The 25,296-nt window shown below is 40.6% G+C and carries 22 protein-coding genes; 11 read left to right on the top strand and 11 right to left on the bottom strand.

The genetic code is table 11. The features are described 5' to 3' along the window. Positions 1-14: 14 nt before the first annotated feature. From BQ7997_RS05220 to rpsF, 6 genes are all read right to left on the bottom strand, one after another. Positions 15-1,502, bottom strand: a complete 1,488-nt coding sequence (locus BQ7997_RS05220) for a Gfo/Idh/MocA family oxidoreductase (RefSeq protein ID WP_022136935.1) — start codon at positions 1,500-1,502, stop codon at positions 15-17. Positions 1,503-1,513: 11 nt separating this feature from the next. Further along, entirely contained in the window at positions 1,514-2,626 is a 1,113-nt protein-coding gene (locus tag BQ7997_RS05215; protein WP_022136934.1) for a Gfo/Idh/MocA family protein, read from the bottom strand. A gap of 235 nt (positions 2,627-2,861) precedes the next feature. After that, positions 2,862-4,526, bottom strand: a complete 1,665-nt coding sequence (locus BQ7997_RS05210; protein WP_022136933.1) for a DUF6377 domain-containing protein — start codon at positions 4,524-4,526, stop codon at positions 2,862-2,864. 78 nt (positions 4,527-4,604) lie between these two features. After that, positions 4,605-5,048 carry a 50S ribosomal protein L9 gene (gene rplI, locus BQ7997_RS05205; protein WP_044656007.1) on the bottom strand — a complete coding sequence of 148 codons (444 nt, stop codon included), beginning with the start codon at positions 5,046-5,048 and terminating at the stop codon, positions 4,605-4,607. 14 nt (positions 5,049-5,062) lie between these two features. Beyond that, positions 5,063-5,335: a 30S ribosomal protein S18 gene (gene rpsR / locus BQ7997_RS05200; RefSeq protein WP_004307964.1), complete on the bottom strand. Its 273-nt coding sequence runs from the start codon at positions 5,333-5,335 to the stop codon at positions 5,063-5,065. A 2-nt stretch (positions 5,336-5,337) separates the two neighbouring features. Then, positions 5,338-5,682, bottom strand: a complete 345-nt coding sequence (gene rpsF / locus BQ7997_RS05195) for a 30S ribosomal protein S6 (protein WP_044656008.1) — start codon at positions 5,680-5,682, stop codon at positions 5,338-5,340. Between the two features lie 160 nt (positions 5,683-5,842). On the opposite strand from rpsF, the gene BQ7997_RS05190 reads away from it, so the two are divergent. Continuing rightward, positions 5,843-6,289: a MarR family winged helix-turn-helix transcriptional regulator gene (locus BQ7997_RS05190; RefSeq protein WP_005678715.1), complete on the top strand. Its 447-nt coding sequence runs from the start codon at positions 5,843-5,845 to the stop codon at positions 6,287-6,289. A gap of 140 nt (positions 6,290-6,429) precedes the next feature. Then, a complete protein-coding gene (locus tag BQ7997_RS25665; RefSeq protein ID WP_022140303.1) occupies positions 6,430-6,606 on the top strand; it encodes a hypothetical protein in 177 nt (58 codons plus the stop codon). A 78-nt stretch (positions 6,607-6,684) separates the two neighbouring features. Here BQ7997_RS25665 and rprY read toward each other — a convergent pair whose 3' ends face one another. The 3 genes from rprY to BQ7997_RS05175 all read right to left on the bottom strand — a co-directional run bounded on the left by rprY (position 6,685) and on the right by BQ7997_RS05175 (position 11,366). Beyond that, positions 6,685-7,386 (bottom strand): response regulator transcription factor RprY, encoded by a 702-nt coding sequence (gene rprY, locus BQ7997_RS05185; RefSeq protein WP_024987200.1) that lies wholly within the window; start codon positions 7,384-7,386, stop codon positions 6,685-6,687. Position 7,387: 1 nt separating this feature from the next. Continuing rightward, on the bottom strand, positions 7,388-8,944 hold the full coding sequence (locus tag BQ7997_RS05180) for a sensor histidine kinase (protein ID WP_044656166.1): 1,557 nt from the start codon (positions 8,942-8,944) through the stop codon (positions 7,388-7,390). Positions 8,945-9,209: 265 nt separating this feature from the next. Then, positions 9,210-11,366 (bottom strand): elongation factor G, encoded by a 2,157-nt coding sequence (locus BQ7997_RS05175; protein ID WP_044654686.1) that lies wholly within the window; start codon positions 11,364-11,366, stop codon positions 9,210-9,212. Between the two features lie 379 nt (positions 11,367-11,745). On the opposite strand from BQ7997_RS05175, the gene hemW reads away from it, so the two are divergent. Further along, a complete protein-coding gene (gene hemW / locus BQ7997_RS05170; protein WP_073344220.1) occupies positions 11,746-12,876 on the top strand; it encodes a radical SAM family heme chaperone HemW in 1,131 nt (376 codons plus the stop codon). Between the two features lie 38 nt (positions 12,877-12,914). On the opposite strand, the gene BQ7997_RS05165 is transcribed toward hemW, so the two are convergent. Continuing rightward, entirely contained in the window at positions 12,915-13,583 is a 669-nt protein-coding gene (locus tag BQ7997_RS05165; RefSeq protein WP_073344218.1) for an ATP-binding cassette domain-containing protein, read from the bottom strand. 429 nt (positions 13,584-14,012) lie between these two features. Between BQ7997_RS05165 and BQ7997_RS05155 the strand changes: the two genes are divergently transcribed. The 3 genes from BQ7997_RS05155 to BQ7997_RS05145 all read left to right on the top strand — a co-directional run bounded on the left by BQ7997_RS05155 (position 14,013) and on the right by BQ7997_RS05145 (position 15,554). Beyond that, a complete protein-coding gene (locus BQ7997_RS05155) occupies positions 14,013-14,300 on the top strand; it encodes a LysO family transporter (RefSeq protein WP_073344212.1) in 288 nt (95 codons plus the stop codon). Next, positions 14,297-14,905, top strand: coding sequence for a LysO family transporter (locus BQ7997_RS05150; RefSeq protein ID WP_073344209.1), 609 nt, complete (start codon positions 14,297-14,299; stop codon positions 14,903-14,905). Before BQ7997_RS05155 ends, BQ7997_RS05150 begins: the two co-directional genes overlap by 4 nt. Positions 14,906-15,197: 292 nt before the next feature. Beyond that, positions 15,198-15,554 carry a hypothetical protein gene (locus BQ7997_RS05145; RefSeq protein ID WP_044656705.1) on the top strand — a complete coding sequence of 119 codons (357 nt, stop codon included), beginning with the start codon at positions 15,198-15,200 and terminating at the stop codon, positions 15,552-15,554. A gap of 99 nt (positions 15,555-15,653) precedes the next feature. Here the strand turns inward: BQ7997_RS05145 and BQ7997_RS05140 are convergent, their stop codons facing one another. Then, positions 15,654-16,718: a DUF2027 domain-containing protein gene (locus tag BQ7997_RS05140; RefSeq protein ID WP_073344206.1), complete on the bottom strand. Its 1,065-nt coding sequence runs from the start codon at positions 16,716-16,718 to the stop codon at positions 15,654-15,656. 92 nt (positions 16,719-16,810) lie between these two features. Between BQ7997_RS05140 and BQ7997_RS05135 the strand changes: the two genes are divergently transcribed. The 5 genes from BQ7997_RS05135 to BQ7997_RS05115 all read left to right on the top strand — a co-directional run bounded on the left by BQ7997_RS05135 (position 16,811) and on the right by BQ7997_RS05115 (position 25,262). Beyond that, positions 16,811-17,398 carry an RNA polymerase sigma factor gene (locus tag BQ7997_RS05135; RefSeq protein WP_159436747.1) on the top strand — a complete coding sequence of 196 codons (588 nt, stop codon included), beginning with the start codon at positions 16,811-16,813 and terminating at the stop codon, positions 17,396-17,398. A 78-nt stretch (positions 17,399-17,476) separates the two neighbouring features. Continuing rightward, on the top strand, positions 17,477-18,457 hold the full coding sequence (locus BQ7997_RS05130) for a FecR family protein (RefSeq protein WP_073344203.1): 981 nt from the start codon (positions 17,477-17,479) through the stop codon (positions 18,455-18,457). 132 nt (positions 18,458-18,589) lie between these two features. Continuing rightward, positions 18,590-22,024, top strand: a complete 3,435-nt coding sequence (locus BQ7997_RS05125) for a TonB-dependent receptor (protein WP_083589170.1) — start codon at positions 18,590-18,592, stop codon at positions 22,022-22,024. Positions 22,025-22,035: 11 nt separating this feature from the next. Further along, positions 22,036-23,535 (top strand): RagB/SusD family nutrient uptake outer membrane protein, encoded by a 1,500-nt coding sequence (locus BQ7997_RS05120; RefSeq protein ID WP_073344201.1) that lies wholly within the window; start codon positions 22,036-22,038, stop codon positions 23,533-23,535. Between the two features lie 26 nt (positions 23,536-23,561). Continuing rightward, positions 23,562-25,262, top strand: a complete 1,701-nt coding sequence (locus BQ7997_RS05115; protein WP_159436746.1) for a right-handed parallel beta-helix repeat-containing protein — start codon at positions 23,562-23,564, stop codon at positions 25,260-25,262. Positions 25,263-25,296 lie beyond the last annotated feature (34 nt).

Raw genomic sequence — 25,296 nt, 5'->3', positions numbered from 1 at the left:
TTAAGATATTCTTTTTATCTCGGCATATCAGGCAGTCTCCAGCCTTCACGATAGTTATGTTTCACCAGTTCGGCAGCGAATTGCTTCGCATTCACCGGCTCTGTCCAAGTCTTGTCGAAAGTAGGATGACCGTCATGAATCTTGAAGCCATCTTTTATACAAGTCCGGATAGTTTCATTATCACCGATGTTGGTAAAACACATATTAGCACCGTCCCATTCCAAAGTCTTGTTCAAAGCTTGCAGACGGATAGCCAATACTCCCATCACTACCATTTCATTCATCGGCCCTGCTTCGGAGAAATCAGATTTAGTCATGACACGATTTGACTTGTCTTCTTTACATGCACGCACCCAATCCATTTCGTGACCGCCATTCATTGCATTAGGCACACGACGGCAAACTTTCGGAGCATTAGGCGTACGACCGGAAAGCAGCCAAGGATTCTGTCCATAACATCCGCAAATCAAAGTATCTTTCGTTCCGTGGAAAATAGTCAGACCACCCCCACTCTGCATCAGTTGTTTACCTTGTGGGAATCCTTTCGGACGTTCGGGCATCATACCGCCATCATACCAATGGATTTCAACTTCCGGCAACGCCACTTTCGGCATATTGTCACGGGCAGGGAAAATCATTTTCACATGCTGCGCCTGCGGAGCACAAGCACTCAGCAACAAAGTAGAAGAACCTTCCACCTTAGTAGGATAACCCAGTTTCAAAGCTCTGAACGGTTGATGCAGGATATGACAAGCCATATCACCCAATGCTCCTGTTCCATAATCCCACCATCCACGCCAGTTCCAAGGATGATAAATTTCATTATACGGATTCAACTTAGCCGGGCCGGTAAACAAGTCCCAGTTCAATGTACTTGGGATACGGTCAGCCTTTTCAGGAGCATTCAGTCCTTGCGGCCAGATAGGACGGTCAGTAGCACATTCCACCTTAGTCACTTCGCCGATTTCACCGTTCCATATCCATTCGCAAACCAAATCCGTACCTTCATCAGATGCCCCCTGATTACCCATCTGAGTGACAACACCGGTCGAAGCAGCCAACTTAGTCAACAAACGGGACTCATAAACAGAGTGAGTCAACGGTTTCTGACAGAATACGTGCTTGCCCATTGTCATCGCATCAGCAGTGATAATAGCATGAGTATGGTCGGCAGTAGCAATAATTACCCCGTCGATAGATTTACCCATTTCATCGTACATCTTCCGATAGTCCCAATATTTCTTTGCTTTCGGAAATTCGTCGAACACACCTTTTGCATATCTCCAGTCCACATCGCAAAGAGCCACAATGTTTTCAGTGCCCTTCACCTTATTAATATTGGCATGTCCCATGCCGCCAATACCCACGGCTGCAAGATTCAATTTATCACTGGGAGACACGTGTCCGTGACTCATTCCTAAAATAGAACTCGGAGCAATGGTAATGCCTGCCAAAGCCATAGCGCCCGTTTTGAGAAAGTCTCTCCTCGAAATGTCTGACATAATTAGTTATTTTAAGGGTTCGTTATTTGTGGAAGATTACTGTGTAGCAACCCATATCCATTTTTCATATTTCTTCTTCTTTCGCGAATTTGTTCCAGCGTACGGAGATTACCGATAGCCGGCAGATCATGCGTACGTGTATCTTTCAGGAATGTCCATGCATATTCGGACGCAATGGCCGAATCACGCAATAGCGGTAGGCGGGGACTACGTTGTCCGGTCACTACCGAATCAGCAAACAAGTCACATAATACGTCGATATTCTTGCCACCAAAAGGTTTCTCCACCCGAAGTGTCTGATTCACCCCATGCAGATCGACCACAGCAGTATTGAAGTCGTGCGTCATGCGCACCACCCCTTTCGTTCCGATTATATCTACGTATGAATTATGTGTCTGGTCTTTAGACAATTGTCCATAAACAAAGCCTTGGGTTATATCAAAGACTACGCCATTCTGAAAAGTACCGTGGCATTGCACCCACCAGGGATCTTTATAATTCCACATATTCACTCCCTGCGCATTCCATGTCCGGTAATCGCATCCGGCATACCAACGGGCAATGTCTACATAGTGCATTCCACAATCATGGAAAGCCGGCCCTTCATATTCATGACCTTCACCCGGCGCCAGTCCGGGAGTCATATGGCAGATACGGATGATTGCCAACTCCCCTATTTCTCCCTCTTGGATATATTCCTTCATCAGATTATGATACCAGGAATTGCGCAGATACAAGTTCACGGTAGAAATAAGATTTGAGTTTTCCGTCATTTCCACAACCTTCCACTCATTCTCCATTGTATCTGCAACAGGTTTTTCTGAAATGATATGTTTTCCGTAGCGAATGGCTTTTTCAATCTGTCCCATTCGTGAGTCCGCCAAAGTGAAAAGTCCGACAACTTGCACACTTTCATCCTCAAAAATACATTGATTGTCTTCTACTATAAGAGATTCCGGAGATACTTCCTTAGCCAACTGACGTGATTCCGGATTAGTATCGCAAATATAAGCAATATCCCATCGCCCACTTTTCCGCATCGCTTCCCAATAGAATCGTCCCATTCTACCGAAACCGATGATACCGACCTTAACTTTTGTGTCTACTGAAGATTGCGTGTCCATAAAACATAGTGAATTTAAGTACAAAAAATCAATAGGTTATCAATTCCCGCCATCCGGCAGATAAACCGAAAACCGATGCTGCAAAACTAGCCAAATAAACAACATTTTATTCGGCTTAGATAACTTTATGTAGATAAAAAACAAGGTTAAATATCTATTATATAGATATTTAACCTTTCAAGAAGGTCTAAAAAATGTAGATGATTTGGAATCTTTTTTTTCTTTATAACAACAATTATTTCTCTTGGGTTGAATTTATTTTCATAATTTCATTCTCAAATTCATCCCTGTCGACTGCCGCCTTATTTCTCATTCGTGTGCGATAGTTATAAACCGTACTTGTAGAGCACCGGAGAAAGTTAGCAATCTTACCACTGTCCGTAATTCCCAATCGCAACAAAGCATAAATACGAAGTTCTCTATTCAACAATGCATCCGGTTTCAGAACAATTTGCTCACCATCTTTCAATAAAGCATTAAAATCTGCAACAAAAGTTGGATATAACCCTAAAAAGACTTTATCAAAACGAGCATACAAAGCGGTTAGTTCCTCATCAATAAGTGCAGAAGACTTCAATTTCTTAATCAATTCATCATAGTATTTATTAATCGCGTACTTATACAGCACATTCTGATATTTCTCCATCTTACTGATATAGCTAAAACACACATCGAAAAATTCAGCAATATAATGTTCTTTCACATTACTAATCTCATACAACTGATTATTTGTATCATTCAGTTGATTATTAATATTGTTCAGCTTGTCATTCAGCCTTAGAAGTTCCTGATTACTTTGCGCCAATGCCCGCTTTATCCTCAATATCTTCTTCATCTGAATATAGATACATATCACCAGTAAGACTAAAAGAAACAGAATAATACTCGTAGAAATAAGAAAGGTGGTCAGATTTGACCTGGATCTAGCCTGCTCTGTCTGATAAGCAGTATTAATGATAGAATTAAACTTATAAATTTCAATTGCCCTGAAATGAATCCCCGAAGAAATGACATCATCAATAGCAGACTGGGTAAATTTAAAAGCATCTGCCAACTTTTTCTCTTCATAGTGTATCAATGCGAGGTTCTGTAAAGAAGCATTCTCTCTCGTGGCATTACGCGTATCGGCAATAGCCGATAATATCAAATATTTCTTTTCCTCGTCATATTTCTTTTGATGTCTGCACAACCTGGAGTACGAATGAGTAATCATAGCATAGTTAGGCGTTCCCACCTCTTCAATCTCCAACAGTTCCTTAAAAATTTCTTTCGATCTCAAAGTATCGCGCCATATATAATAAGACGCTCGGGACATTTTATAACTTAAAGAGGTATGATCGATGAGAGCAATCAGTGAATCCTGATAAGCAGCCTGCTGTTGTCCGTAAATATTGTTAGCAACTGAGATAGAATAATGTCCCCAAAAACTTGAATAAGTTTCATAATAAGCAATCAACAAATCTTTAGGTAATGTGGAAGAGTCTATACCTTTTAATATTATTTCCGCCTCCCTGAATCTGCCACACATTGAATATAGAAGGCTCAAATGCAAAGACGACTGAGTCGTCAAATAAGATTTATTCAGTTTACGGGAGATTTCAATATTATCTTCCACATAATGAATGGCGGAATCGATATGAAACTTCTTATATTCGTCGTATAAACGGAGGTTGATTCTATATTTTCCTTCAAGCGTCAAACCGGAACTTTTCAACATACACTTTATCCTGTTGATTCTGTCCTCTTTCTTCTGAACAAAAATGTGTTTTTCATCTATCACCCTACGCAAAGAGTCGGTCAGTAGTTTCAATTCATTGTTTGCATAAAGAGTACCGCCAATTCCTAAAGTAATCAGCAGAAGCCAAAATCTCTTCTTCAGAAAACAACCCTTGAGTTTCATAATATTAACAAAAAAAACAAAAAAGCGATTTATTCATTCAGAACAAATCGCTTTTCATATATTGAAGTAAATTTGCTCTTATTCAGCAACTACCTCGAAAGGAATTTCTACCGAAACTTCCTTGTGAAGTTTAACTATCGCCTTGTAGTTACCAACTTCTTTCACAGCGTCTTTTACAACGATGATCTTTCTGTCGATTTCGTGACCCAGCTTAGCCAATGCTTCAGCGATCTGAATGTTACCAACAGAACCGAAGATAGTACCAGTTGAGCTAACTTTAGTTGCAATAGTCAAAGTTACGCCTTCCAACTTAGCAGCAGCAGCTTCAGCATCTTTCTTGATTTTCTCAAGTTTGTGAGCGCGTTGTTTCAGTTCTTCAGCCAACATTTTCTTTGCAGAAGGAGAAGCGATGACAGCTTTTCCAGTCGGGATCAGATAATTACGACCGTATCCGGATTTCACGTTTACGATATCGTTCTTATATCCTAAGTTTACTACGTCTTCTTTTAAAATAATTTCCATACTTTTCCTCCTTCTTATTTCATCATGTCAGTTACATAAGGCAGTAATGCCAAGTGACGAGCTCTCTTCACAGCCTGCGCGATACGACGTTGGAACTTCAAAGAAGTACCTGTGATACGACGCGGAAGGATCTTTCCTTGTTCATTCAAGAATTTCTTCAAGAATTCAGGATCTTTGTAGTCGATATACTTAATACCACTCTTTTTGAAACGGCAGTATTTTTTCTTCTTAACGTCTACTGACGGCGGAGTTAAATATCTGATTTCTGATTGAACTTGTTGTGCCATGATTAATCCTCCTTTTTGTTTGATTTAACACTTCTTCTTTTTGCAGCGTATTCAGCAGCATACTTATCCATCTTGAAAGTCAAGAAACGGATTACGCGTTCATCACGACGGAAGTTTATTTCCAGCTTGTCAATTACAGTAGGATCTGCATTGAACTCAATCAACTGATAAAAACCTGTAGACTTCTTCTGAATTGGATAAGCCAATTTCTTCAGTCCCCAGTTTTCCTCATTGATAATCTCAGCACCTTCAGCTTGAAGAATACCTTTGAATTTCTCTACCGCTTCCTTCATCTGAACATCAGATAAAACGGGAGTTAAAATGAAAACGGTTTCGTATTGATTCATACTTCGTTTAATTAAATAAATAAATCTTTGATTTTTAAATGCGGGTGCAAAGTTAGACAATTTATTTTGAACTACAAACATTTAATCTTTTTTTGTATCCGAATGTAGGAATTATCCGAGAAGTGGCTTACCTTTGCAAAGTTGTTTAAACAATAATTTCATGATAGAGCAATTCAACTTCGACATCCGGCTTATTTTTGCCATATTGAATGGTAAGGTTTCTGCGGCAATCAACCGTAAACTGTACCGTAACTTCCGTCAGAACGGTCTGGAAATCAGTCCGGAGCAGTGGACTGTACTTATTTTCCTGTGGGAAAAAGACGGCGTGACGCAACAAGAGTTGTGTAATGCAACTTTTAAGGACAAACCCAGCATGACCCGTTTGATTGACAATATGGAACGGCAACATCTCGTTGTACGCATCTCTGATAAAAAAGACCGCCGCACCAACCTCATCCACCTCACCAAAGACGGGAAAGAGCTGGAAGAGAAAGCACGTATCATCGCCGGGCAGACTTTGAAGGAAGCACTTCATGGCATTACGCTTGAAGAACTAAGCATCGGACAGGAAGTATTGAAAAAGGTTTTCTTCAACACGAAGGATTAAGCAGAGAAACAGCCCATTAAATCATAAAATCCACTAAATACCATCTTTATAATGGATTTTTTATTTAAATAATTTCGCCCGTTAAAGAATTATGCTTTAATTTGTGACTGGAATATAATAATCTATTAAAATACACACACATGAAAAGTTTATTAAAGAACTTGGGATTGATTTTAATCTTGGTCGGAGTAGTTATCCTGCTGGGTTGTTCATTTACAGGTAATGTAAACAACAACGCCATCCTGGGCACCTCAGTAGTACTGGTAGTACTGGGACTCATCTCTTATATCATTATCAATAAGAAGATCGCTGATTAATTTCGTAGAAATCAATAAAAAATCCCGGAAACGAACGTTTCCGGGATTTTTTATTTGTAGTTATCGAATGTAATCTCATTAAGATTCAACTTCCGGTGTAATCAGCTTATAGCCTTTTCCGTGGATGTTGATAATTTCGATAGAGTCATCTTCTTTCAGGTGCTTACGCAGTTTCGTGATATACACGTCCATACTGCGGGCATTGAAATAGTTATCGTCAATCCAGATAGTCTTCAACGCAAAGTCACGTTGCAGGATCTCGTTAGCGTGAGCACAAAGCAATCCGAGCAATTCAGATTCTTTTGTAGTCAGCTTAGTCTGCTTGCCTTCCGAAGCCAGAATTTGTTTCTGAGTATCGAAAGTAAACTTACCAATCTTATAGATATTACTTTCTTTGTTCTTCTTTCCGCGAACACGTCTCAGGATTGCTTCAATTCTGAATGTCAACTCTTCCATGCTGAACGGTTTGGTGATATAATCATCCGCACCAATCTTAAATCCTTCCAGAATATCTTCTTTCAGCGTCTTAGCCGTCAAGAAGATAATAGGAATTTCAGCATTCGCTGCACGGACATCCTGTGCCAGTGTGAAGCCATCTTTCTTAGGCATCATTACGTCAAACACGCACAAGTCATATTTATTCTTCAAGAAAGCCTTATAACCGGCTTCGCCATCAGGAAATAACTCAGCAGAATAACCTTTTGCCTGTAAATATTCTCTTAAAAGCATGCCAAGATTTTCGTCATCCTCGCATAATAAAATACGCAGTTTCTCGTCCATATCAATTATTTTTTAATAAAGGTAATGCAATAATAAATTTAGTTCCCACGTTCAGGTCGCTTTCCGCCCGGATGGTTCCCTTATGCTCGACGATAATCTTCTTCACATAAGCCAATCCCAGTCCAAAGCCCTTCACATCGTGCAGATTACCCGTATGCACACGATAGAACTTTTCAAATATCTTTTTCAGGTTTTCCTTCTTGATGCCGATACCGTTATCTTGTATCGAAATCATCAGTTTACCCGATTCATTCCACGTTCTCACTTTCAGCTCCAGATCCTCTTCCGGTTTCTTATATTTCACCGCGTTGTCCATCAGATTAAAGATTACATTGGTGATATGCATCTCATCTGCAAATATAACAGGATCAGTGGCCTCAAGGTTCGATGTTATCTTACCATTATACCGTTCCACTTTCAGGGTAAATGTATTGATAACTCCCGTTATCAGTTCATTCGCATCAATCTCCTTCATCTTCAAAGTCGACTTCTGACGGTCGAACATCGACATTTGGAGTACTTTCTCTACCTGAAAGCGCAAGCGCTTGGTTTCATCATTTATCACTCCCGATATATGCTGGAACATCTGCGGAGATTTTCCCACCGCGGGGTCTTTCAGCATCTGTGCCGCCAACGAAATGGTGGATATCGGTGTTTTAAATTCGTGTGTCATATTGTTGATGAAGTCATTCTTCATTTCTGTCAGCTTCTTCTGACGGAATACGATATAAATCGTAAAGATGAATGTCACTAACAGTACCATCGTAAATATCAACGACGGAATCATGAAGCTGATCGAATCAAAAAGATAGTCTCTTCTTCCCGGAAAATGCACTTTCAGTACACTCATCTTGGCAGGTGGATCGTTCTTGAACAATGCCTGCTGATAGAACTCATCACTTCCCTTTCCGTCATAATCCGCACAACGGTAGACTTCCCGTCCGTCCTTATCAATCACCATAAAGTGAAAAGGTAAGTCTATACCATTATTATATAGGTTCGATTTCAGGTAACCGTTCAAGTCTCCAAAACGTACCCTGTCTCCAATAGACTTGTCACTTGCCCGATAAATCATCTGCCAAACCACTTCATTCAGCAATTCACGCTGATACATATATCGGTTTTTGATAGCCTCTATCAACGAACGCGAGGTTTCCGGAATCGTTTTGGTTCCCCTGTAAGGAGAAATCATCGCTTTCGGTAGTTCGGATGGTTTGGTAGTCATCACTTTCAGTTCAAAATCCGTATATACCTTTCCATCTTTAGACTTCATCGTAAACCGCTGCGTCTGCTGAACCAAATCATTCTGCTGCAATGAAGCGTTGTTTTCAATCAAAGCTTTCCGTTCAGCATCAGAAACATCTTCAATTAACCAACGTTGCGTTTCTGCATATTCCACATCCTTAGAAACTTGATCCAGGCTATTGCGTACAGCCGAATCAAACTGTTCCTTCCGGGTTTTCATCATTTCCTCTATATAACTGACCTGTAAATACAGCAGACTGAGGAAAGAAAGCCCCATTACAATACCTAATATCCAAATTGTTGACTTCTTCATAGCAACAAAATTAACACTCCCTAATTAACACTCCTAATGCATTAACTTGATTTAACCGGAACTTCCCGGAAATTAACCGAAAGGAGTTATTAAGGTCGTATTCTGATTACTACAACAATATAAACCCTCCTTTGGTTTGCAAATTTAATAAAAAATTAAATCTTCTCCTTGCGTTTTTCCATCTTTATTAATCATAGTTAAACAAAAACCGCCTTCTTTTACTTAAAAAAGAAAGCGGTTTTAACACTATTAAGAGGATTATGAACTATTCTTCGGTTTGTTTAGCCTCGAAATCTTTAATTAACTTATCTTGGACATCTGCCGGAACAAGCTCATAGCTAGAGAATTTCATGATAAACGAAGCACGTCCGCCTGTGAGCGAGCTAAGTGCCGTCGAGTAAGAAGACATTTCTTTCAAAGGTACTTTAGCAACCAGTTTCTCGAAACCTTTTTCGCTACTCATACCCATAATCATGGCACGACGTCCTTGAAGGTCACCCATCACATCTCCCATTCTATCGGATGGCACAAACACTTCAACATCATAAATCGGCTCCAGAATCTTCGGGCCTGCATTCTTGAACGCTTCACTGAAAGCGTTACGTCCGGCAAGCATGAAGGAGATTTCATTAGAATCTACCGGGTGCATCTTACCATCGTAAACGATCACGCGTACATCACGGGCATACGAACCTGTCAACGGGCCCTGTTCCATACGAGCCATGATACCTTTCATAATAGCAGGTAAGAAACGGGCATCAATAGAACCACCCACGATACTGTTGACAAACACGAGTTTGCCACCCCATTCCAGTGGAATTTCTTCCGTACCTCTCACGGTAATCTTAAATTCCTGTCCGTTGAACTTGTAAGTTTCGGGCACAGGCATACCTTCTTTATAAGGCTCCACAATCAGATGAACCTCACCGAACTGACCAGCACCGCCGGATTGTTTTTTATGACGATAGTCTGCACGAGACGCCTTCGTGATTGTTTCACGATACGGAATCTTCGGTTCTTCATATTTTATCTGGAGTTTTTCATTGTTTTCCAGACGCCATTTCAATGTACGAAGATGGAATTCTCCCTGGCCGTGCACCAAAGTCTGTTTCAGCTCCTTTGACTGCTCGATTACCCATGTCGGATCTTCTTCACGCATACGGTTCAAGATGGTCATCATCTTTTCCACGTCTGATTCGTTCACAGGCTTGATGGCACGCGTATATTTGGAATTCGGATATTTGATAAAGTTGAATTTATAATCGCAATCCTTGCCATTCAGTGTATTACCTGTTTTTACATCTTTCAGTTTCACGGCAGCGCCAATATCACCGGCCTGCAATTCTTCCACTTTCACACGATTGCCACCGGCTACCACATAAATCTGCGCAATACGTTCTTTCGAACCACGGTCGGCATTCAGCAAATCGTCGCCTTCATGAACTTTACCGCTCATTACTTTAAAATAAGATACTTCACCGATATGCGGTTCCACGCTTGTCTTGAAGAAATAAAGGGATTCCGGCCCGTTCACGTCCGGCGCTACTTCCTTACCATCTGTATTCTGCACCTTCGGCATTTCTGATACAAAAGGTACAACATTACCCAGGAATTCCATCAAGCGGCGAACACCCATGTCCTTACCGCCACAAACGCAGAATACCGGAAACATACCTCTGGCAATCAAACCTTTGCGGATGCCTTCACGCATTTCGTCTTCCGAAAGTGATTCCTGTTCGAAGAATTTCTCCATCAGGCCTTCATCATTTTCAGCAGCGGCTTCTATCAAGGCTTTGTGCATTTCCATCGCCTTATCCATTTCTTCAGCAGGAATATCCTCGATTACGGGAGCACCGCCTTCGGGTTTCCATGAATATTTCTTCATCAGCAACACGTCAATCAGAGCGTTGAAGCCCGGCCCGGTACTGATAGGATATTGGATGGGAACAACTTTAGAGCCATAAGCTTCTTTTAATTGCTCAAGGATATTATCATAGTCGCATTTTTCATTATCAAGCTGGTTGACTAGAAAAATAACTGGCTTATTCAATTTTTCTGTATATCGGAAATGATTTTGTGTACCGACTTCGACGCCGTATTGGCCATTGAGAAGGATAATTGCAGTGTCGGTCACGTTTAATGCAGTTACTGTACTGCCTACGAAGTCGTCCGAACCCGGACAGTCAATGATATTAAGCTTTTTATTGTTCCATTCTACATGGAGAACGGTGGAGAAAACGGAGTAACCATACTCTTGTTCAACAGGGAAATAATCACTAACAGTGTTTTTAGCGGCAACAGAACCGCGACGTTTTATAACACCACTCTCGAAAAGCATCGCTTCCACGAGAGTGGTTTTCCCAGAGCCAGAACTTCCCAACAAGGCAATGTTCTTGATTTCATTAGTCTGATATACTTTCATAATATATAAGATTTTAGTAATTACTCAGTATGTTTCTCACATACCATTAATTTTGTGATGCGCAAATTAGGGATTAATTGGGGGAAAAGCAACACTTACGGTAGTGTTACTAAACAATGTTATGTAACACATCTTTATCGTGAACCTTTTTACTTGAGTATAAATTGAATTCTAACGCTATTCAGTTATTTTCAAGCTGCATGAACAGGTTGTCTGACACCCGGGTGTCAGACAACCTGTTTATATAGCACAAATATTTCTCGAATGCAGAGCGTTTAGTTCACAATAGTATGGAAGCAAAGTTATTTGGTAAACAGTCTTTTGATATATCAGATAATAATCTTACTTTTACAGCCACAAAATCCAAAACGACATAGCTATGGCAGGTATTTATCTCCACATCCCTTTCTGCAAGACTCGTTGCATCTATTGCGATTTTTACTCAACTACACGCAGTGAACTGAAATCACGCTACGTACAAGCGCTCTGCCGGGAGTTGGAAATGCGGAAAGAATATCTGAAAGGAGAAGATATAGAAACCATTTATTTCGGTGGCGGAACTCCATCGCAACTGGAAAAGGACGATTTTGAACTGATATTTGAAACCATCCGGACGCATTATGGACTGAGCCATTGCCAGGAAATCACTTTGGAAGCCAATCCCGACGACCTGACATCCGAATATCTGGAAATGCTTTCTTCTCTCCCTTTCAACCGTCTTAGCATGGGGATACAGACTTTCGATGACAACACGCTCAAGTTGCTGAAACGCCGCCACAATGCCCGCACTGCCATTGAAGCCGTCAGCAGATGCCGGCAAGCTGGGTTCCGCAATATCAGCATTGACCTTATATACGGACTGCCGGGCGAAACAAAAGAACGCTGGGAGAACGATCTCCGACAGGCTATCGCGCTGGATGTGGAACACATCTCTGCCTATCATTTGATTTACGAAGAAGATACACCTATATATAAGATGCTTAAACAGCATCAGATATCCGAAGTGGACGAAGATTCAAGCCTGGAGTTCTTTACGTTACTGATAGAGCATTTGCAGAAAGCAGGGTTCGAGCATTATGAAATTTCTAATTTCTGCCGCCCCGGTAAATACTCTCGCCACAACACTTCATATTGGCAGGGTATCTCTTACCTGGGCTGTGGCCCATCGGCACATTCTTTCAACGGAATGACACGGGAATGGAATGTTTCCTCCATCGACCTATATATAAAAGGTATAGAGGAAAACCAACGTGCTTTTGAAATCGAGCACTTGGATCTGGTTACCCGTTATAATGAATTTATCATCACTACGATACGTACTGCATGGGGCACTCCCATAGAAAAGTTGCAACAGACATTCGGCCATGAGCTATGGGAATACTGCCGGAAGATGGCTGCACCTTATCTGGAAAATGGAAAACTGGAAGTGCACGATGGCGCCTTGCGCCTGACCCGCGAAGGTATTTTCATTTCTGACAGTATAATGAGTGATTTGCTTTGGGTAGATTAATAAAACAAACGGCAAGCCATGGCCATTTATATCCAGTATCATAAACTTAAAAGATAACCCTGCTCCACCAATCCCCGCTTATCGGTAAGTTCCATCAGTGCACCATCCCGAATCAGAGTGAGCCGGGTTACTACTTCCAACACTTTTTCATAGTTATGGTCAGTAATCACAATACCTTTGTCTGCGGAATGTATTTTGATTTGTTCTATCAACTTATCCGCCAAATGGAAAGAGAGGTAATCGAACGGTTCGTCCAGTAATACAAACTTTGCATTACCAAATAGCAGTAACTTAGCTTCCAAATAGCGACGTTCTCCGCCGGAGAGTTGTGATACGCGCCGTTCCATACACGATTGTGCCACTTCATCGTCTTTGTAGAAGTCATCAGCTTCCTTTTCGTTCAGGTAGTAGCTTACCAATTGCCTTATCTTCTGATGCCTGGGAAGATAACCGCCCTGTGGCAGAAAAGCAATTACTCCGGGAGACTGATAAGGAACCGGAAGTATTTTACTTTCATCCAAGCGGATAAATTTTCGGTCGGCTCTCATTGTCCCGAAAATGATTTGCATAAGCACAGACTTTCCCGTACCATTCCTGCCGAACAGTCCAACAATGTCACCCGTATTTATCTTCAGGTAAACATCTGTCAGCAACTGCCTGGTGCCGAAGTTTTTGATAACACTATCTATCTCAAGCTGATGACGCATAATCTTATAATCCAAAGGATGAACCAATAAACAATAAATGTAAAGACTATCAAATTCCTTTTCGGAATACCGGAATTATAATAAAAATAATAAGCTTCTTTTTCCATGACTTCTTTGTAAAGCAGGCTCGTTATAACTCCTACCCCGCCCAACATATACGGAAGGGCGTCAAAATATATAGTCCAATCACCTTTTGATATGAGCAGACAGGCCAACAAGGATAGCGGAACGTTTATTTTTAACGTACTGATAAAAAACAGATGATATAGTTTTAATCTCCGCATCAAACAAGATATTAATTGCCGCAATAAATATATTAATAAATCCGATTATTTCCAACCAAACAGTTCTTTAATACTTATTTTACCCTAAAGAAGGGCGCGAACGTACATTTTCAATTATCTTTGCAACCAAAAATACGTACGAACTATGTTTATTATCATCGGAATCATGCTGACGGGTATGCTTATTGGCTATCTTCTACGCAACAAACGGTTGACATGGATACACAAAATCATTACTTTCCTTATATGGACGCTGCTATTCCTGCTCGGAATTGATGTAGGCGGAAACGAAACCATCATCAAAGGACTGCCCACGCTCGGACTGGAAGCTGTCATCATCACTCTGGCCGCTGTCATAGGAAGTACCTTATGCGCATGGGGGCTATGGTATCTATTATATATAAGGAATAGAGGAAAGGAGACAGAAGCATGAAAGGTAGTCTGATTATTGTCTCTTTCTTCATTATTGGTACTCTCTGCGGAGTTTATCATCTCATCCCATATGATTTCACCGACAGCAAACTCAGTTATTATGCCCTCTGCGGACTGATGTTCTGTGTAGGTATCAGTATCGGTAACGACCCGAACACGTTGAAAAGTTTCCGCTCACTGAATCCCCGACTTGTATTTCTTCCTATCATGACGATACTCGGTACATTAGCGGGATGCGCGGTAGCCGGAGCTTTTATGAGCCAACGGGGTGCTTTGGACTGTATGGCTGTAGGAGCTGGATTCGGTTATTATTCGCTCTCCAGTATTTTTATCACTGAATACAAAGGCCCGGAACTGGGAACTATCGCATTGCTTTCCAATATCATGCGTGAAATCATAGCTTTACTATGTGCCCCGCTGCTAGTGAAGTCTTTCGGAAAACTTGCCCCCATCTCCGTTGGTGGAGCTACGACTATGGATACAACTCTTCCTATCATTACACGATACTCTGGAAAGGAGTTTGTAATCATTTCCATCTTTCATGGTTTTGTTGTCGATTTCAGTGTTCCTTTCCTGGTTACATTCCTTTGTTCAATATCATTTTAATAGCAATAAATCCTAAAACAAGATAAAGTTCAATCATCGTTTCCGCACACGTATTACAAAAACGTTTCATAAAAAGGCATTTTTGTATCAAAAAGCACATCTACTCTTGATTTACATCAAGAAATCAACCTAAATAGAATCTTTTCCTTTTCTTTATTTTTGTGTTATAAAACATATTCCTATATTTGCATAGGTAAAAAGAAAAAATTAAGCGCTTAGACAGAATTTTCAATAGGTATTAGATTTGTTTTTAGGAATAGTTTTAGGTATAACAATTAAAAAAGTAGGTATTATGAAACGTTTAGGATTAACATTAGTGGCAGCGCTCTGCCTTGCTGCTACAACATTCGCAGCTGGAAATCAGCCTACAACTGCAAAATGGGAAGGTAACATCAATGTAAGTAAACTAGGTAAGTATTTAAATCTGAACTCTGCTCAAAGCGAAGAAGTAGCAAACATTTGCGATTACTTCTCTACACAGATGTCAAAAGCCACAACAGCAAAGAAAGATAAAGAAGCTAAATTACGCAATGCTGTTTATGGTAACTTGAAACTGATGAGACAGACACTCAGTGCTGAACAATATGCCAAGTATGCTGCTTTGATGAACATTACCTTGATGAACAAAGGTATTGAATTGAATAAGTAAAAACGATTAATATACAAGAGAGAGAAAAAGGGTGGAAACTGATAATCGGTTTCCACCCTTTCTTTTTATTCATGGCAAGTACCATTTATCGACAAAACATTATTTAATTGTCACCATCGTAGCCCCGAATCCATATTCCTGAAAAGAAGCATCTTGATAACGACAACTGCTATACTTCCGTTTCAACTCATCAAGGATAGCTTTCCGAAGCACTCCATCGCCCTTGCCATGAATAAATACAATTTTCTGTTCGCGTTTATTCTTATAGTTTTCCATTACTTCGCGAAACTTATCCAATTGATAATTTAGTATTTCAGTATTACCCATACCTTGCGTATCATCCAATAAAGAATCAATGTGAAGGTCTATTTCAACAATCCCATTCTTTCCACCGGAAGCATGATTAGGCTTCACGATAGGTTGTGACTTCGCTTTATCTGTCGTTTTCTTTTGCAACAAAGCAATTTGAATTTCTTCTGCCGAAACATAGACTTGCTTGGCCGGCATATCATCTTTCACAATGTCATAAATCAATGCAGGTTCTTCAAAGAAATCGGAATTGCTGAATGTATGTAGTTTATAGAACTTCACAGTATCAATGCGTATCTCCACGCTGACAGCCGGTTTGAGAGCTGCAGTCTTACCATCTTTGAATGCGATTAGTTGAACGGCTACCCGCTCCATTTCATTCAATATATCTTTCGTGAATTCTTCCAACAGCAATTTTGTATTGGGTTCTACCAGACCATGCGAACGGGTCTTCCATGCTTTTCCTTCCGCACTCAGATAAGTATAATACAAATAGTAATTACTATCATTTACCAGATAAGTCTCAAAGGGGGTAGTCATCATCGCCTTTGCATCTTCGGGTACATACGCAAGAAACACATTCAAGGTATCTCCCCCGCGCACTTCCGGCTGACGTTGTATAACGGGCATTTCCGGTTTTGACGGTTTCACAGGTTCTTGCGGTTTCGGAGCCGATGTGCTCGACTTATGTTTTATATTATAGTCATCTGTTTCAATCACTACACACTCACGTATCGGCATAGGAATATCGAATCCATCCGCATCTTCAACCAAAACAAAATCCTTTCCTTTGAATCCTGTTACAATTCCACCGCCTACCTCACTGAGAAAGCGTACTTTATCTCCTATTTTCATCGTTGTACATTCCAATTAAAGTTCAAACTAAAAAACGAGTAACAAAGATAAGTATTTCTATGAAATATTTCAGTAACTTTGCTTTTAAGAATATGGATACACTAAAAATGGAGACTGAAAAACACATAGAAAGATTACGGTATGGCTCTTATAATGATTTTAAAATCATATATAATAGATATGCCGGTAATCTATACGGATTCGTATTTGGTTTAACCCGTTCTCATGAATTATCCAAAGATATTGTGCAAGATACATTTATCAAAGTATGGACTAACCGTGAGAATATTGACCCTAACCAATCTTTTAAATCCTATCTATTTAAAATTTCACACCACCTAATTATTGATGAATTCCGCAAACGCCTCAATGATCCTATATTTGAAAACTACCTGGATTATTCTGACAATTTACAGATAAGCAATCCATCTTCCGTTGAACAAAAGCTTGATTTTGATTTATTTATTGAACGTTTAAATAAAGCAAAAGAAAAACTGACGAACCGTCAAAAAGAAATTTTCGAATTGAGCAAAGAGATGGGAATGACAACTCCACAAATATCCAACAAGCTAAACATCAGTGAACAAACTATTTACAACCAGCTTTCAACGGCAATCCGTATTCTAAAAAAAGAAATGGGAGACACTCTTATTCTTCTTTTCTCCATCTTTTTCGAATAAGACCGAAAAAAAATCATTTTCCCATAGTAGACTTTTTAGTTGCTCTCGTATTAACTTATAGAACAACAAAGTTATTACATGGAAAAACATATAAATAGTCTATTAAATAAATTCGTCAATGAGAGTATCACTCCAGATGAACGAACAATGCTAAAAAAGTCTGTTTCGGAATTATCAGACCAAGAATTAAAACAGGCAATGTCCGATATATGGGAACAATATGAAACAAAAGCTACTTCACCTGTAACTTTTGAACAAATAGCAAGAAAACTTTCCATCAAGTCTCAATCGCCCATACGACGTACCTTATTATTTATAGCAAAAGTGGCGGCAGTCATTACAATACCTTTACTTATAGGTATACAGATTCACTTATATATAACCAACGATGAACTGAATAAATTTATCGGTCAGCAACTAGCTATTCAAGTGGAAAGTGGAGAAAAAGCATCAATCACTCTCCCAGATGGTACAAAGGTGTATCTGAATGCGGCCACTTCCCTCTCCTATCCCAGTGATTTCGGATTAAACCAAAGAGACATATACCTGACAGGAGAAGCCTATCTCGAAGTAGCCAAAGATGCAGAAAAGCCTTTCCATGTACATACTGACGAAGTAGAGATTGAAGTTTTGGGCACAAAGTTCAATGTCAGCTCATATCCGGATCAGAGCGAAGTAGAAACAACGCTAATAGAGGGTTCAGTCAAACTGACTACCAAGAACAACAGCCAGCATTCTGTCATTATGAAACCTAACCAAAAAGTAATTTACTCAAAGAAGAATCACCAACTATCCACTCTACAAACCACAGGACACTTTGAAACAGCTTGGACACGGGGAGAATTAGTTTTCCGTTCCGCTAAATTCTCTGATATCATAGAAAAGTTGAAGAAACGCTACGGAATCGATATTCAGATATCCGGTGACAAATATAACACCGACCTTTTTACCGGTAGTTTTAAAGAAGAATATATCCATGGAGTACTAAGACTCTTACAGATGCACTATCAATTTACCTACACTGAGAGAAATGGTAAAATCCTGATAAAAATGAAGTAATCACCCTAAAAACAACAGATATGAAAGAAAGAGCACCCTAACAAAATTGGAACCGAAAAGTTGGCAGACTCTCCGGTTCCATAGTCAATACAAACTTGCAAATAGTTTTTAGTATCAACCTTAATATTTAATATGATGGATAATTTTTATCTTAAGAAAAGTTATCGCTACAAATGTAGCAATAATTATCTAATCTTGTTTAGTTTTCTTCTCATTTTAGTCATTCATCCGACGAATCTGCATGCTCAAAACAAAGAGATTACTCTATCGGTCAAGAATGTAAGTCTCCAAGAGGTATTAGATCAAATAGAAAACAAAACAATCTACCGCTTTACGTATCGGGACGTAAACCTGACAAAAGAAAAAAAAGTGACTATTACGGCCAGTCAAATGCCCGTGGAAACTTTTCTGAATAAGGTATTGTCCCCGATGTCCCTAACTTTCAAACGAAGTGGAAATACCTTTGCTATCATCCCCATAAGGCAGGAAAAAGATAAAAAGTTGACGGGAGTAGTAGTAGACGAGAATAATGAACCTCTCATCGGGGTATCAATACAGGTTAAGGGAGTATCTAAAGGTACGACTACGGATATTGACGGTAAGTTCACCATCGACGTAAATCCTAGTTCTGCACTAGTATTCTCATATCTTGGGTATCTCACTCAAGAACAGAAAATAAAAGACCAGCAAAATCTGAAAGTCAACATGGTTCCTGATACTCAAACACTCGATGAAGTAGTAGTCATCGGATACGGAGCTCAAAGAAAAAGAGATCTAACAGGTTCCATCTCTTCCATCAAAGGAGAAGAAATGCCTCAAATCGGTTCTACCACTTTAGGACAGGCGCTAAAAGGACAGGTAGCAGGTATGTCTTTCACACAAACCAGCAGTCAGCCAGGTGCCGCCGTTTGGATGCAAATCCGTGGTGCAGCAGCCGGCGCTTCACCGTTGATTGTTGTGGACGGTGTACCAGTCAGCACCATGTGGGAACCTGATCCGGGACTTAACTTCGGGAAAGGTGACAAGGAAAGCGTACTCGATAATATTAACCCTGACGATATTTTGGATATCCAAGTCTTGAAAGATGCCAGTGCCACTTCAATCTATGGTTCCCGTGCAGCCGGAGGCGTCATTCTAATTACCACCAAACGCGGGTCGACGGACGAGAAAGTGAATGTTTCCTTCAAAGCGTCCTATACAGGCCAGTGGATTGCGGAAAAACCGGAAGTTATGAATCCCAAGGAATATATGGTCGCTTCCAACGACTCTCAACTTGAACGATGGATGCAATCCAACGGATATTACCCATGGGGAAATCTTCCGCCTTCAGAAGATATTAACGAAATGCGCCGCCGATATGAGGCTGCCGGAAAAACATGGAATTATAGCTGGGATGAGATTCAGAATTTCACAGGAGGAACCGATTGGTATGACGCTGTGACAAGAAACGGGCAAATACAGGATTACAATCTTTCAGTCAGTGGCAGTGGCAAGAAATCCAACTACCTCATCTCATTAGGATATATGGGCAATGACGGGATTGTTAAGAACAACGATTACAGCCGGACATCAGGGCGTATCAACCTTGACCAGACATTCAGCAAATATTTCAAAGGAGGGATAACGGTCTCTTATTCACATATAAAATCGAATGATGTACCCATATCGGGAAAGTCAGGTTCAACAACTCTTTTCATGGCAGCCCGCAAATATGACCCCACGATTCCGATACGAGACGAAAATGGGAATTATGCTCTCGGAAGAATCTACGGCCTGGCTCAAAATCCCGCATCCATACTGGATGCTACCATGCTAACCAAGAAAGATAATCTTCTGACTTCCGCTTTTCTGGATATTATGCCAGTTAAAGGTTTGGTAGTGAAAACAACCGTAGGTTATGACCGGAAATTTGCCAGTACCGGGGCATATTTTCCTATGACTACTCAAGAAGGTATCAATGCCAATGGAGGAATCGCCAAAATCAATGAGAACAATTTGTCAAACTACTACATCAATACAACCGCCACTTACAACAAGACATTTGCCAATGACCATGCTTTGACATTGATGGCAGGTTGGGAGTATCAGAAAGTGGTATCGGAAAGCCTGAGTGGTGAAAACCGCGGATTTCCATATGATGGAGTTAAATGGCATAACCTCGATCTTGGTACATACGAAAAACCGATTGCATCCTCTTCAAAGACCACAGACCAAAACGCATCTTTCATCGCACGTCTGAATTACACATATAAAGACCGTTACTTGCTGACCGCCAATTTCCGTAGGGATGGTTCGTCCAATTTTGCCGCCAATAAACAATGGGGTAATTTTGGTGGCGTATCTGTTGCCTGGCGTATGAATGAAGAATCGTTTATGAAACCGATTGAATGGCTATCAAATTTAAAACTTCGATTGGGGGCAGGTATCACCGGATATGCCGGAAGTCTGACTGGTACCCGCACTTATTATACTCCGGGAAAAGATTACTATTTCAATAACAAATTGACAAGTGGTGTAGCACTCTCTGTACTCGGAAACCCTGATTTATCATGGGAATCACAGCAAGACATCAATATCGGTTTGGATTTCGGATTCTTCAATAATAAGTTCGGTGGTACTATTGACATCTATGAGCGGAAAATCAGGGATCGCATCGGTACAAAAAGCCTGATGTCATATCATGAAATCAATACATTAAATTATAACACCCAACGAATAGACAACACACGAGGAGTTGACCTTTCACTTTATGGAACCGTAGCCACCAAATCCGGATTCAACTGGCGCAGTCAGTTTACACTGACTTATTATCGCGACTTTACCTCAAAACGGGATCCTTCTGAAGTGCTCGACATTAACACTCCCGCCCGTAATGTTGATTGGAACGATGTCTGGAGTTATCTTTCAGACGGGTTAATCATGCCAGGTGAAACTGTTCCTCATATGCCTGGCGCCCTTCCCGGTGCCATTAAGATCAAAGATATTAACGGCTATTTATACGATGCAGACGGCAGCATAATGAGAGATGCCGACGGTCGTCCGATGTATTTGGGTGAACCGGACGGAAAAATCGACAATGCCGACCTCGTCGTTATTCACAACAAGACACCGATACCAGTCAGTTGGACGAACACGTTCTCATACAAGAATTTCGACTTGAGCATTCATATGTATGGTAAGTTCAATCATTATAAAAACACTGACTATCTGGTGAACATCGCTTATGGTCCTTATGAAGGCACCAATACATCACCTTATTTCAACGATCGATTCACTTTTAACAATACCACATCTGCCATTCCGGCTTTCACCCAAAACACGTCATCGAGTTTAGGGTATGCCGACTACTTTATGGAAAAGGCATGGTTTATCCGGTTGGACAATATTACGTTAGGCTACACGCTTCCTAAAAGTATCACAAAAAAAGTCTTGCAGTCTGTACGTTTCTACGCATCTATGAAAAACATTCTGACATTAACCCCTTACAAAGGTTACGATCCTGAATACGATGCGTACACGTATCCGAGTACCAGTTCCTTCACTGTCGGTGTGGATATTAAATTTTAATCCTTATCATCATGAAAACAAAAATACAATTCATAATAGCAATTGCTTCGATAATCCTTTCAATGGAAGCATGTACGCTCGAAAGGGAATCATACAATGAAATCTATCCTGAGAACTTTTTCCGCAACGAAGACGATGTGAATAAAGCGCTTGCAGGATTGTACTACGGACCATTCCGGATGGGATACGGCAGTTTCTACGGAGTCGACCAATACAGTTATCAAGTAGCATCGGACTTCACTTCAGGTACATTAGCCAGCCGCTGGACTACCGCTACAGGCTATCCACAATATCAAGAACATCGCTGGGAAGAGAATGCACCCGCAGGATATGCCAAGGATTTCGCCGAACGGATGTACTCACAATATAACAAACTTACTTCTGTATTGGAGACTATCAAACGCATAGAAAACGCTCCTATCACCGACAAGCTTAAAACGAAAGCCGTCGCTGAAGCAAAATGTATTTACGCATGGATTGGCTTCATTCTTTATGACCTATTCGGTCCTGTGCCATTGGTTACAGAAGAAGCATTAGCTAATCCGAATGAAAAAATACTTATTCCCCGTTTGAGTGATGCTGAATACACGGCTATTATGCACAGATATTTGGATGATGCCATCACTGAACTCCCCATCAGACAAGACAACGATTGGGGGCGGGTATCCAAGGGACTGGCATTGATGCTAAAACTTAAATTCCACATGATAGACAAAAATTATACAGAAGCCGAAAAAATAGCAAGAGAACTGTACAGCTATCGCGGAACCACGTATGATTTGATGGAAAAAGGCAAATACAGAGACATCTTCAACAAATACAATGTCAAAAACAAAGAGATCATACATGCCATTCCATGCGGACTTGCGGATGGAATGCAAAACCGAAGTATCATTCAATTTTGGCCGGTACGCTATCGCGAGGACAGACAGTGCTGGTTTACCTTTGGTATGAACTGGGATTTCTACGATACTTTTGAAAGTGGTGATGACCGTTTGAACTCCATTGTTACTGCCTACACCAGCATCACAAATGAGGCAAACGACCGTACGCACGGATTCCTTGCCAACGCTGCAGGTATCATTAAAGTGGATGACCACACCTATACCGGAGGTGAATTTGCGTCAGTCGATTTGATTGTTTACCGCTTTGCCGACGTCATGCTGTCGTTAGCAGAATGTATCAATATGAACAACAATGGTCCGACACAGGAAGCTGTCGACCTCGTCGATGAGATTCGCAATCGTGTAAACCTGCCCAAACTGACTGATACACAAACATCGGACAAGGAAGCTTTCAATAAAGCCATCCTTTACGAACGGTTACACGAATTCATGGCAGAAGGTCTGTCTCGTCAAGATAAAATACGCCATGGAGTATTTGTTTCCGATTCCAAGGCCATGTTCCCCAATAGCCAGTCGGCAAATCATAAAGTACGTTTTGCCATACCTTCCAAATACATTCTCGAATCAGAAGGGGTGGTCAAGCAAAATCCGGGATATACAAATTAATGTTTTACCATAATCAAGTTAATAATATGAAGAAAAGATATATATGGCTATATGCGTTCATCTGTTCTTGCTACAGTTGTGAAGGGAACAATGATCCGATTGATAACAAACCCAATCAATCAATAGAGGTGACTTATGACAAGATAATTACTCCGCCCTCAATTTCCACTATTGACGAAAGCGATTACACCATTTACTATGTAGATGCCAATACAGGTAATGATACAAATAACGGAATGAGTGAAGAAACTCCTTTCAGAACATTATCTAAGGTTACATACATGACCAAGACTCCCAAAATGAAAGTCTTACTGAAAAGCGGTTCTGTTTTTGCAGAGAATCTGGTTCTGAAAAATCTGAATGGTAGCGCTGACAAGCCGTTTATTATGGACATTTATGGAGGCACAGAACGTCCTACCATCAGCGGAACTGGAGATCAAGCCGTATTAATTCAAGATGACAATATGCGTTTTCGCAATATTCGTGTAACAAATAAGACCGGAACACGTGGTATCCGTATACAAACCCAATTCAAAGGTGCCGGCGCTTTCCTCAACATAGAAATAACAGGCTGCCTCATCGAAGAAGTGAACTGGGCTGGGGACACCCCCTTTGAAAATGTAGATCCGGAAACGATCGACGTAGAAAAAATAGCACCAGGCAACCGTTTTTCCAATAAAGAGTTCGGTGGTATCATCATCGAAAACGCCACAACCAAAGAACAGGGTGCCAGCTGGTACGAGAACCTCTTTATCACCAACAACGTAATTCGCCAAGTATGCCGTACAGGGATCCTGATTCAAGGAAAATGGGGACAACGTGACAAACCGGGTAATGGTAACAATGAATACATAAGTGACGAACAAAACTGGTATCCATCAAAAAATGTGGTAATACAAGGTAATGATTTCAGTTACTGTGGCGGTGATGGTCTGATTCTGATGGGGTCAACCGAGTCCTATATTGATCATAACCGTTGTTTCCATGCCAACTTTCTTGGACGGAACGGACAGGCAAGTGCCGGACTCTGGCCTTATAGCTGCACCAATATCGTCATGCAATATAATGAAGCAGCTTATACTTGGCTGGCCCATGGCAGTGCCGACGGTCAAGGACTTGATGTGGATATTGCCTGTAAAAACACATTAGTACAATACAATTACGTCCATCATAATAAAGGAGGCGGTATTCTTCTGTGTAATATAAAGGAAGGAGACCATAGCGGAACGGTTATCCGCAATAACGTTTTCTACAAAAATGACGGAAGCTACCGCGGCAGTCTGATGACAGTTTCGAGTAACGTGGGAATGACAGACATTTATAATAATACAATCGTATTAGATAATGGAACCACTCCAGTAATCATTTTTACCGACGACTGGGCCAATGGTGGAAAGTCTCATGACATTTCATATCGAAATAATATATTTGTGTCAATGACTCCCTGTACAGGAAAAATAGACCTGCACAACATGGAGAAGTATTCATTCGAAAACAATCTGTTTTTCCATGTGGGCAGTTCCTTTATGGTAGATTCATCCCCACTCCGTTATGATCCGAAAATTAATGCACCTGTTTCAGCCAATGGTTTCAACCAAGCCCTGAAATTCCGGGCAACCGAGCCCAAAGCATTCACGGATGGAGTATTGTTTGACGGAATGGCCGATACCGATTTTGAAGGAAATCCGGTTCAAGGAATCGGCTATTTGGGAGCATTTGCAAAATAAAATATATAACCTTATTTATATCTGCATCATGAAA

This window comes from Bacteroides congonensis (genome assembly GCF_900130125.1).
Taxonomy (GTDB): Bacteria; Bacteroidota; Bacteroidia; order Bacteroidales; family Bacteroidaceae; genus Bacteroides; species Bacteroides congonensis.
The sequence above is the reverse complement of the archived record's forward strand: the minus strand, read 5'-3'. Positions and strand labels throughout refer to the sequence as shown.

Coding starts and splice junctions, on each gene's coding strand:
- BQ7997_RS05190 (WP_005678715.1), top strand. CDS start 5,843: ATGATAGAGCAATTCAACTTCGACATCCGGCTTATTTTTGCCATATTG.
- BQ7997_RS05150 (WP_073344209.1), top strand. CDS start 14,297: ATGAAAGGTAGTCTGATTATTGTCTCTTTCTTCATTATTGGTACTCTC.
- BQ7997_RS05120 (WP_073344201.1), top strand. CDS start 22,036: ATGAAAACAAAAATACAATTCATAATAGCAATTGCTTCGATAATCCTT.
- BQ7997_RS05165 (WP_073344218.1), bottom strand. CDS start 13,583: ATGCGTCATCAGCTTGAGATAGATAGTGTTATCAAAAACTTCGGCACC.
- BQ7997_RS05210 (WP_022136933.1), bottom strand. CDS start 4,526: ATGAAACTCAAGGGTTGTTTTCTGAAGAAGAGATTTTGGCTTCTGCTG.
- rpsF (WP_044656008.1), bottom strand. CDS start 5,682: ATGAATCAATACGAAACCGTTTTCATTTTAACTCCCGTTTTATCTGAT.
- hemW (WP_073344220.1), top strand. CDS start 11,746: ATGGCAGGTATTTATCTCCACATCCCTTTCTGCAAGACTCGTTGCATC.
- BQ7997_RS25665 (WP_022140303.1), top strand. CDS start 6,430: ATGAAAAGTTTATTAAAGAACTTGGGATTGATTTTAATCTTGGTCGGA.
- BQ7997_RS05215 (WP_022136934.1), bottom strand. CDS start 2,626: ATGGACACGCAATCTTCAGTAGACACAAAAGTTAAGGTCGGTATCATC.
- BQ7997_RS05135 (WP_159436747.1), top strand. CDS start 16,811: ATGGATACACTAAAAATGGAGACTGAAAAACACATAGAAAGATTACGG.
- BQ7997_RS05140 (WP_073344206.1), bottom strand. CDS start 16,718: ATGAAAATAGGAGATAAAGTACGCTTTCTCAGTGAGGTAGGCGGTGGA.
- rprY (WP_024987200.1), bottom strand. CDS start 7,386: ATGGACGAGAAACTGCGTATTTTATTATGCGAGGATGACGAAAATCTT.
- BQ7997_RS05125 (WP_083589170.1), top strand. CDS start 18,590: ATGATGGATAATTTTTATCTTAAGAAAAGTTATCGCTACAAATGTAGC.
- rplI (WP_044656007.1), bottom strand. CDS start 5,048: ATGGAAATTATTTTAAAAGAAGACGTAGTAAACTTAGGATATAAGAAC.
- BQ7997_RS05180 (WP_044656166.1), bottom strand. CDS start 8,944: ATGAAGAAGTCAACAATTTGGATATTAGGTATTGTAATGGGGCTTTCT.
- BQ7997_RS05115 (WP_159436746.1), top strand. CDS start 23,562: ATGAAGAAAAGATATATATGGCTATATGCGTTCATCTGTTCTTGCTAC.
- BQ7997_RS05220 (WP_022136935.1), bottom strand. CDS start 1,502: ATGTCAGACATTTCGAGGAGAGACTTTCTCAAAACGGGCGCTATGGCT.
- BQ7997_RS05175 (WP_044654686.1), bottom strand. CDS start 11,366: ATGAAAGTATATCAGACTAATGAAATCAAGAACATTGCCTTGTTGGGA.
- BQ7997_RS05155 (WP_073344212.1), top strand. CDS start 14,013: ATGTTTATTATCATCGGAATCATGCTGACGGGTATGCTTATTGGCTAT.
- BQ7997_RS05145 (WP_044656705.1), top strand. CDS start 15,198: ATGAAACGTTTAGGATTAACATTAGTGGCAGCGCTCTGCCTTGCTGCT.
- BQ7997_RS05130 (WP_073344203.1), top strand. CDS start 17,477: ATGGAAAAACATATAAATAGTCTATTAAATAAATTCGTCAATGAGAGT.
- rpsR (WP_004307964.1), bottom strand. CDS start 5,335: ATGGCACAACAAGTTCAATCAGAAATCAGATATTTAACTCCGCCGTCA.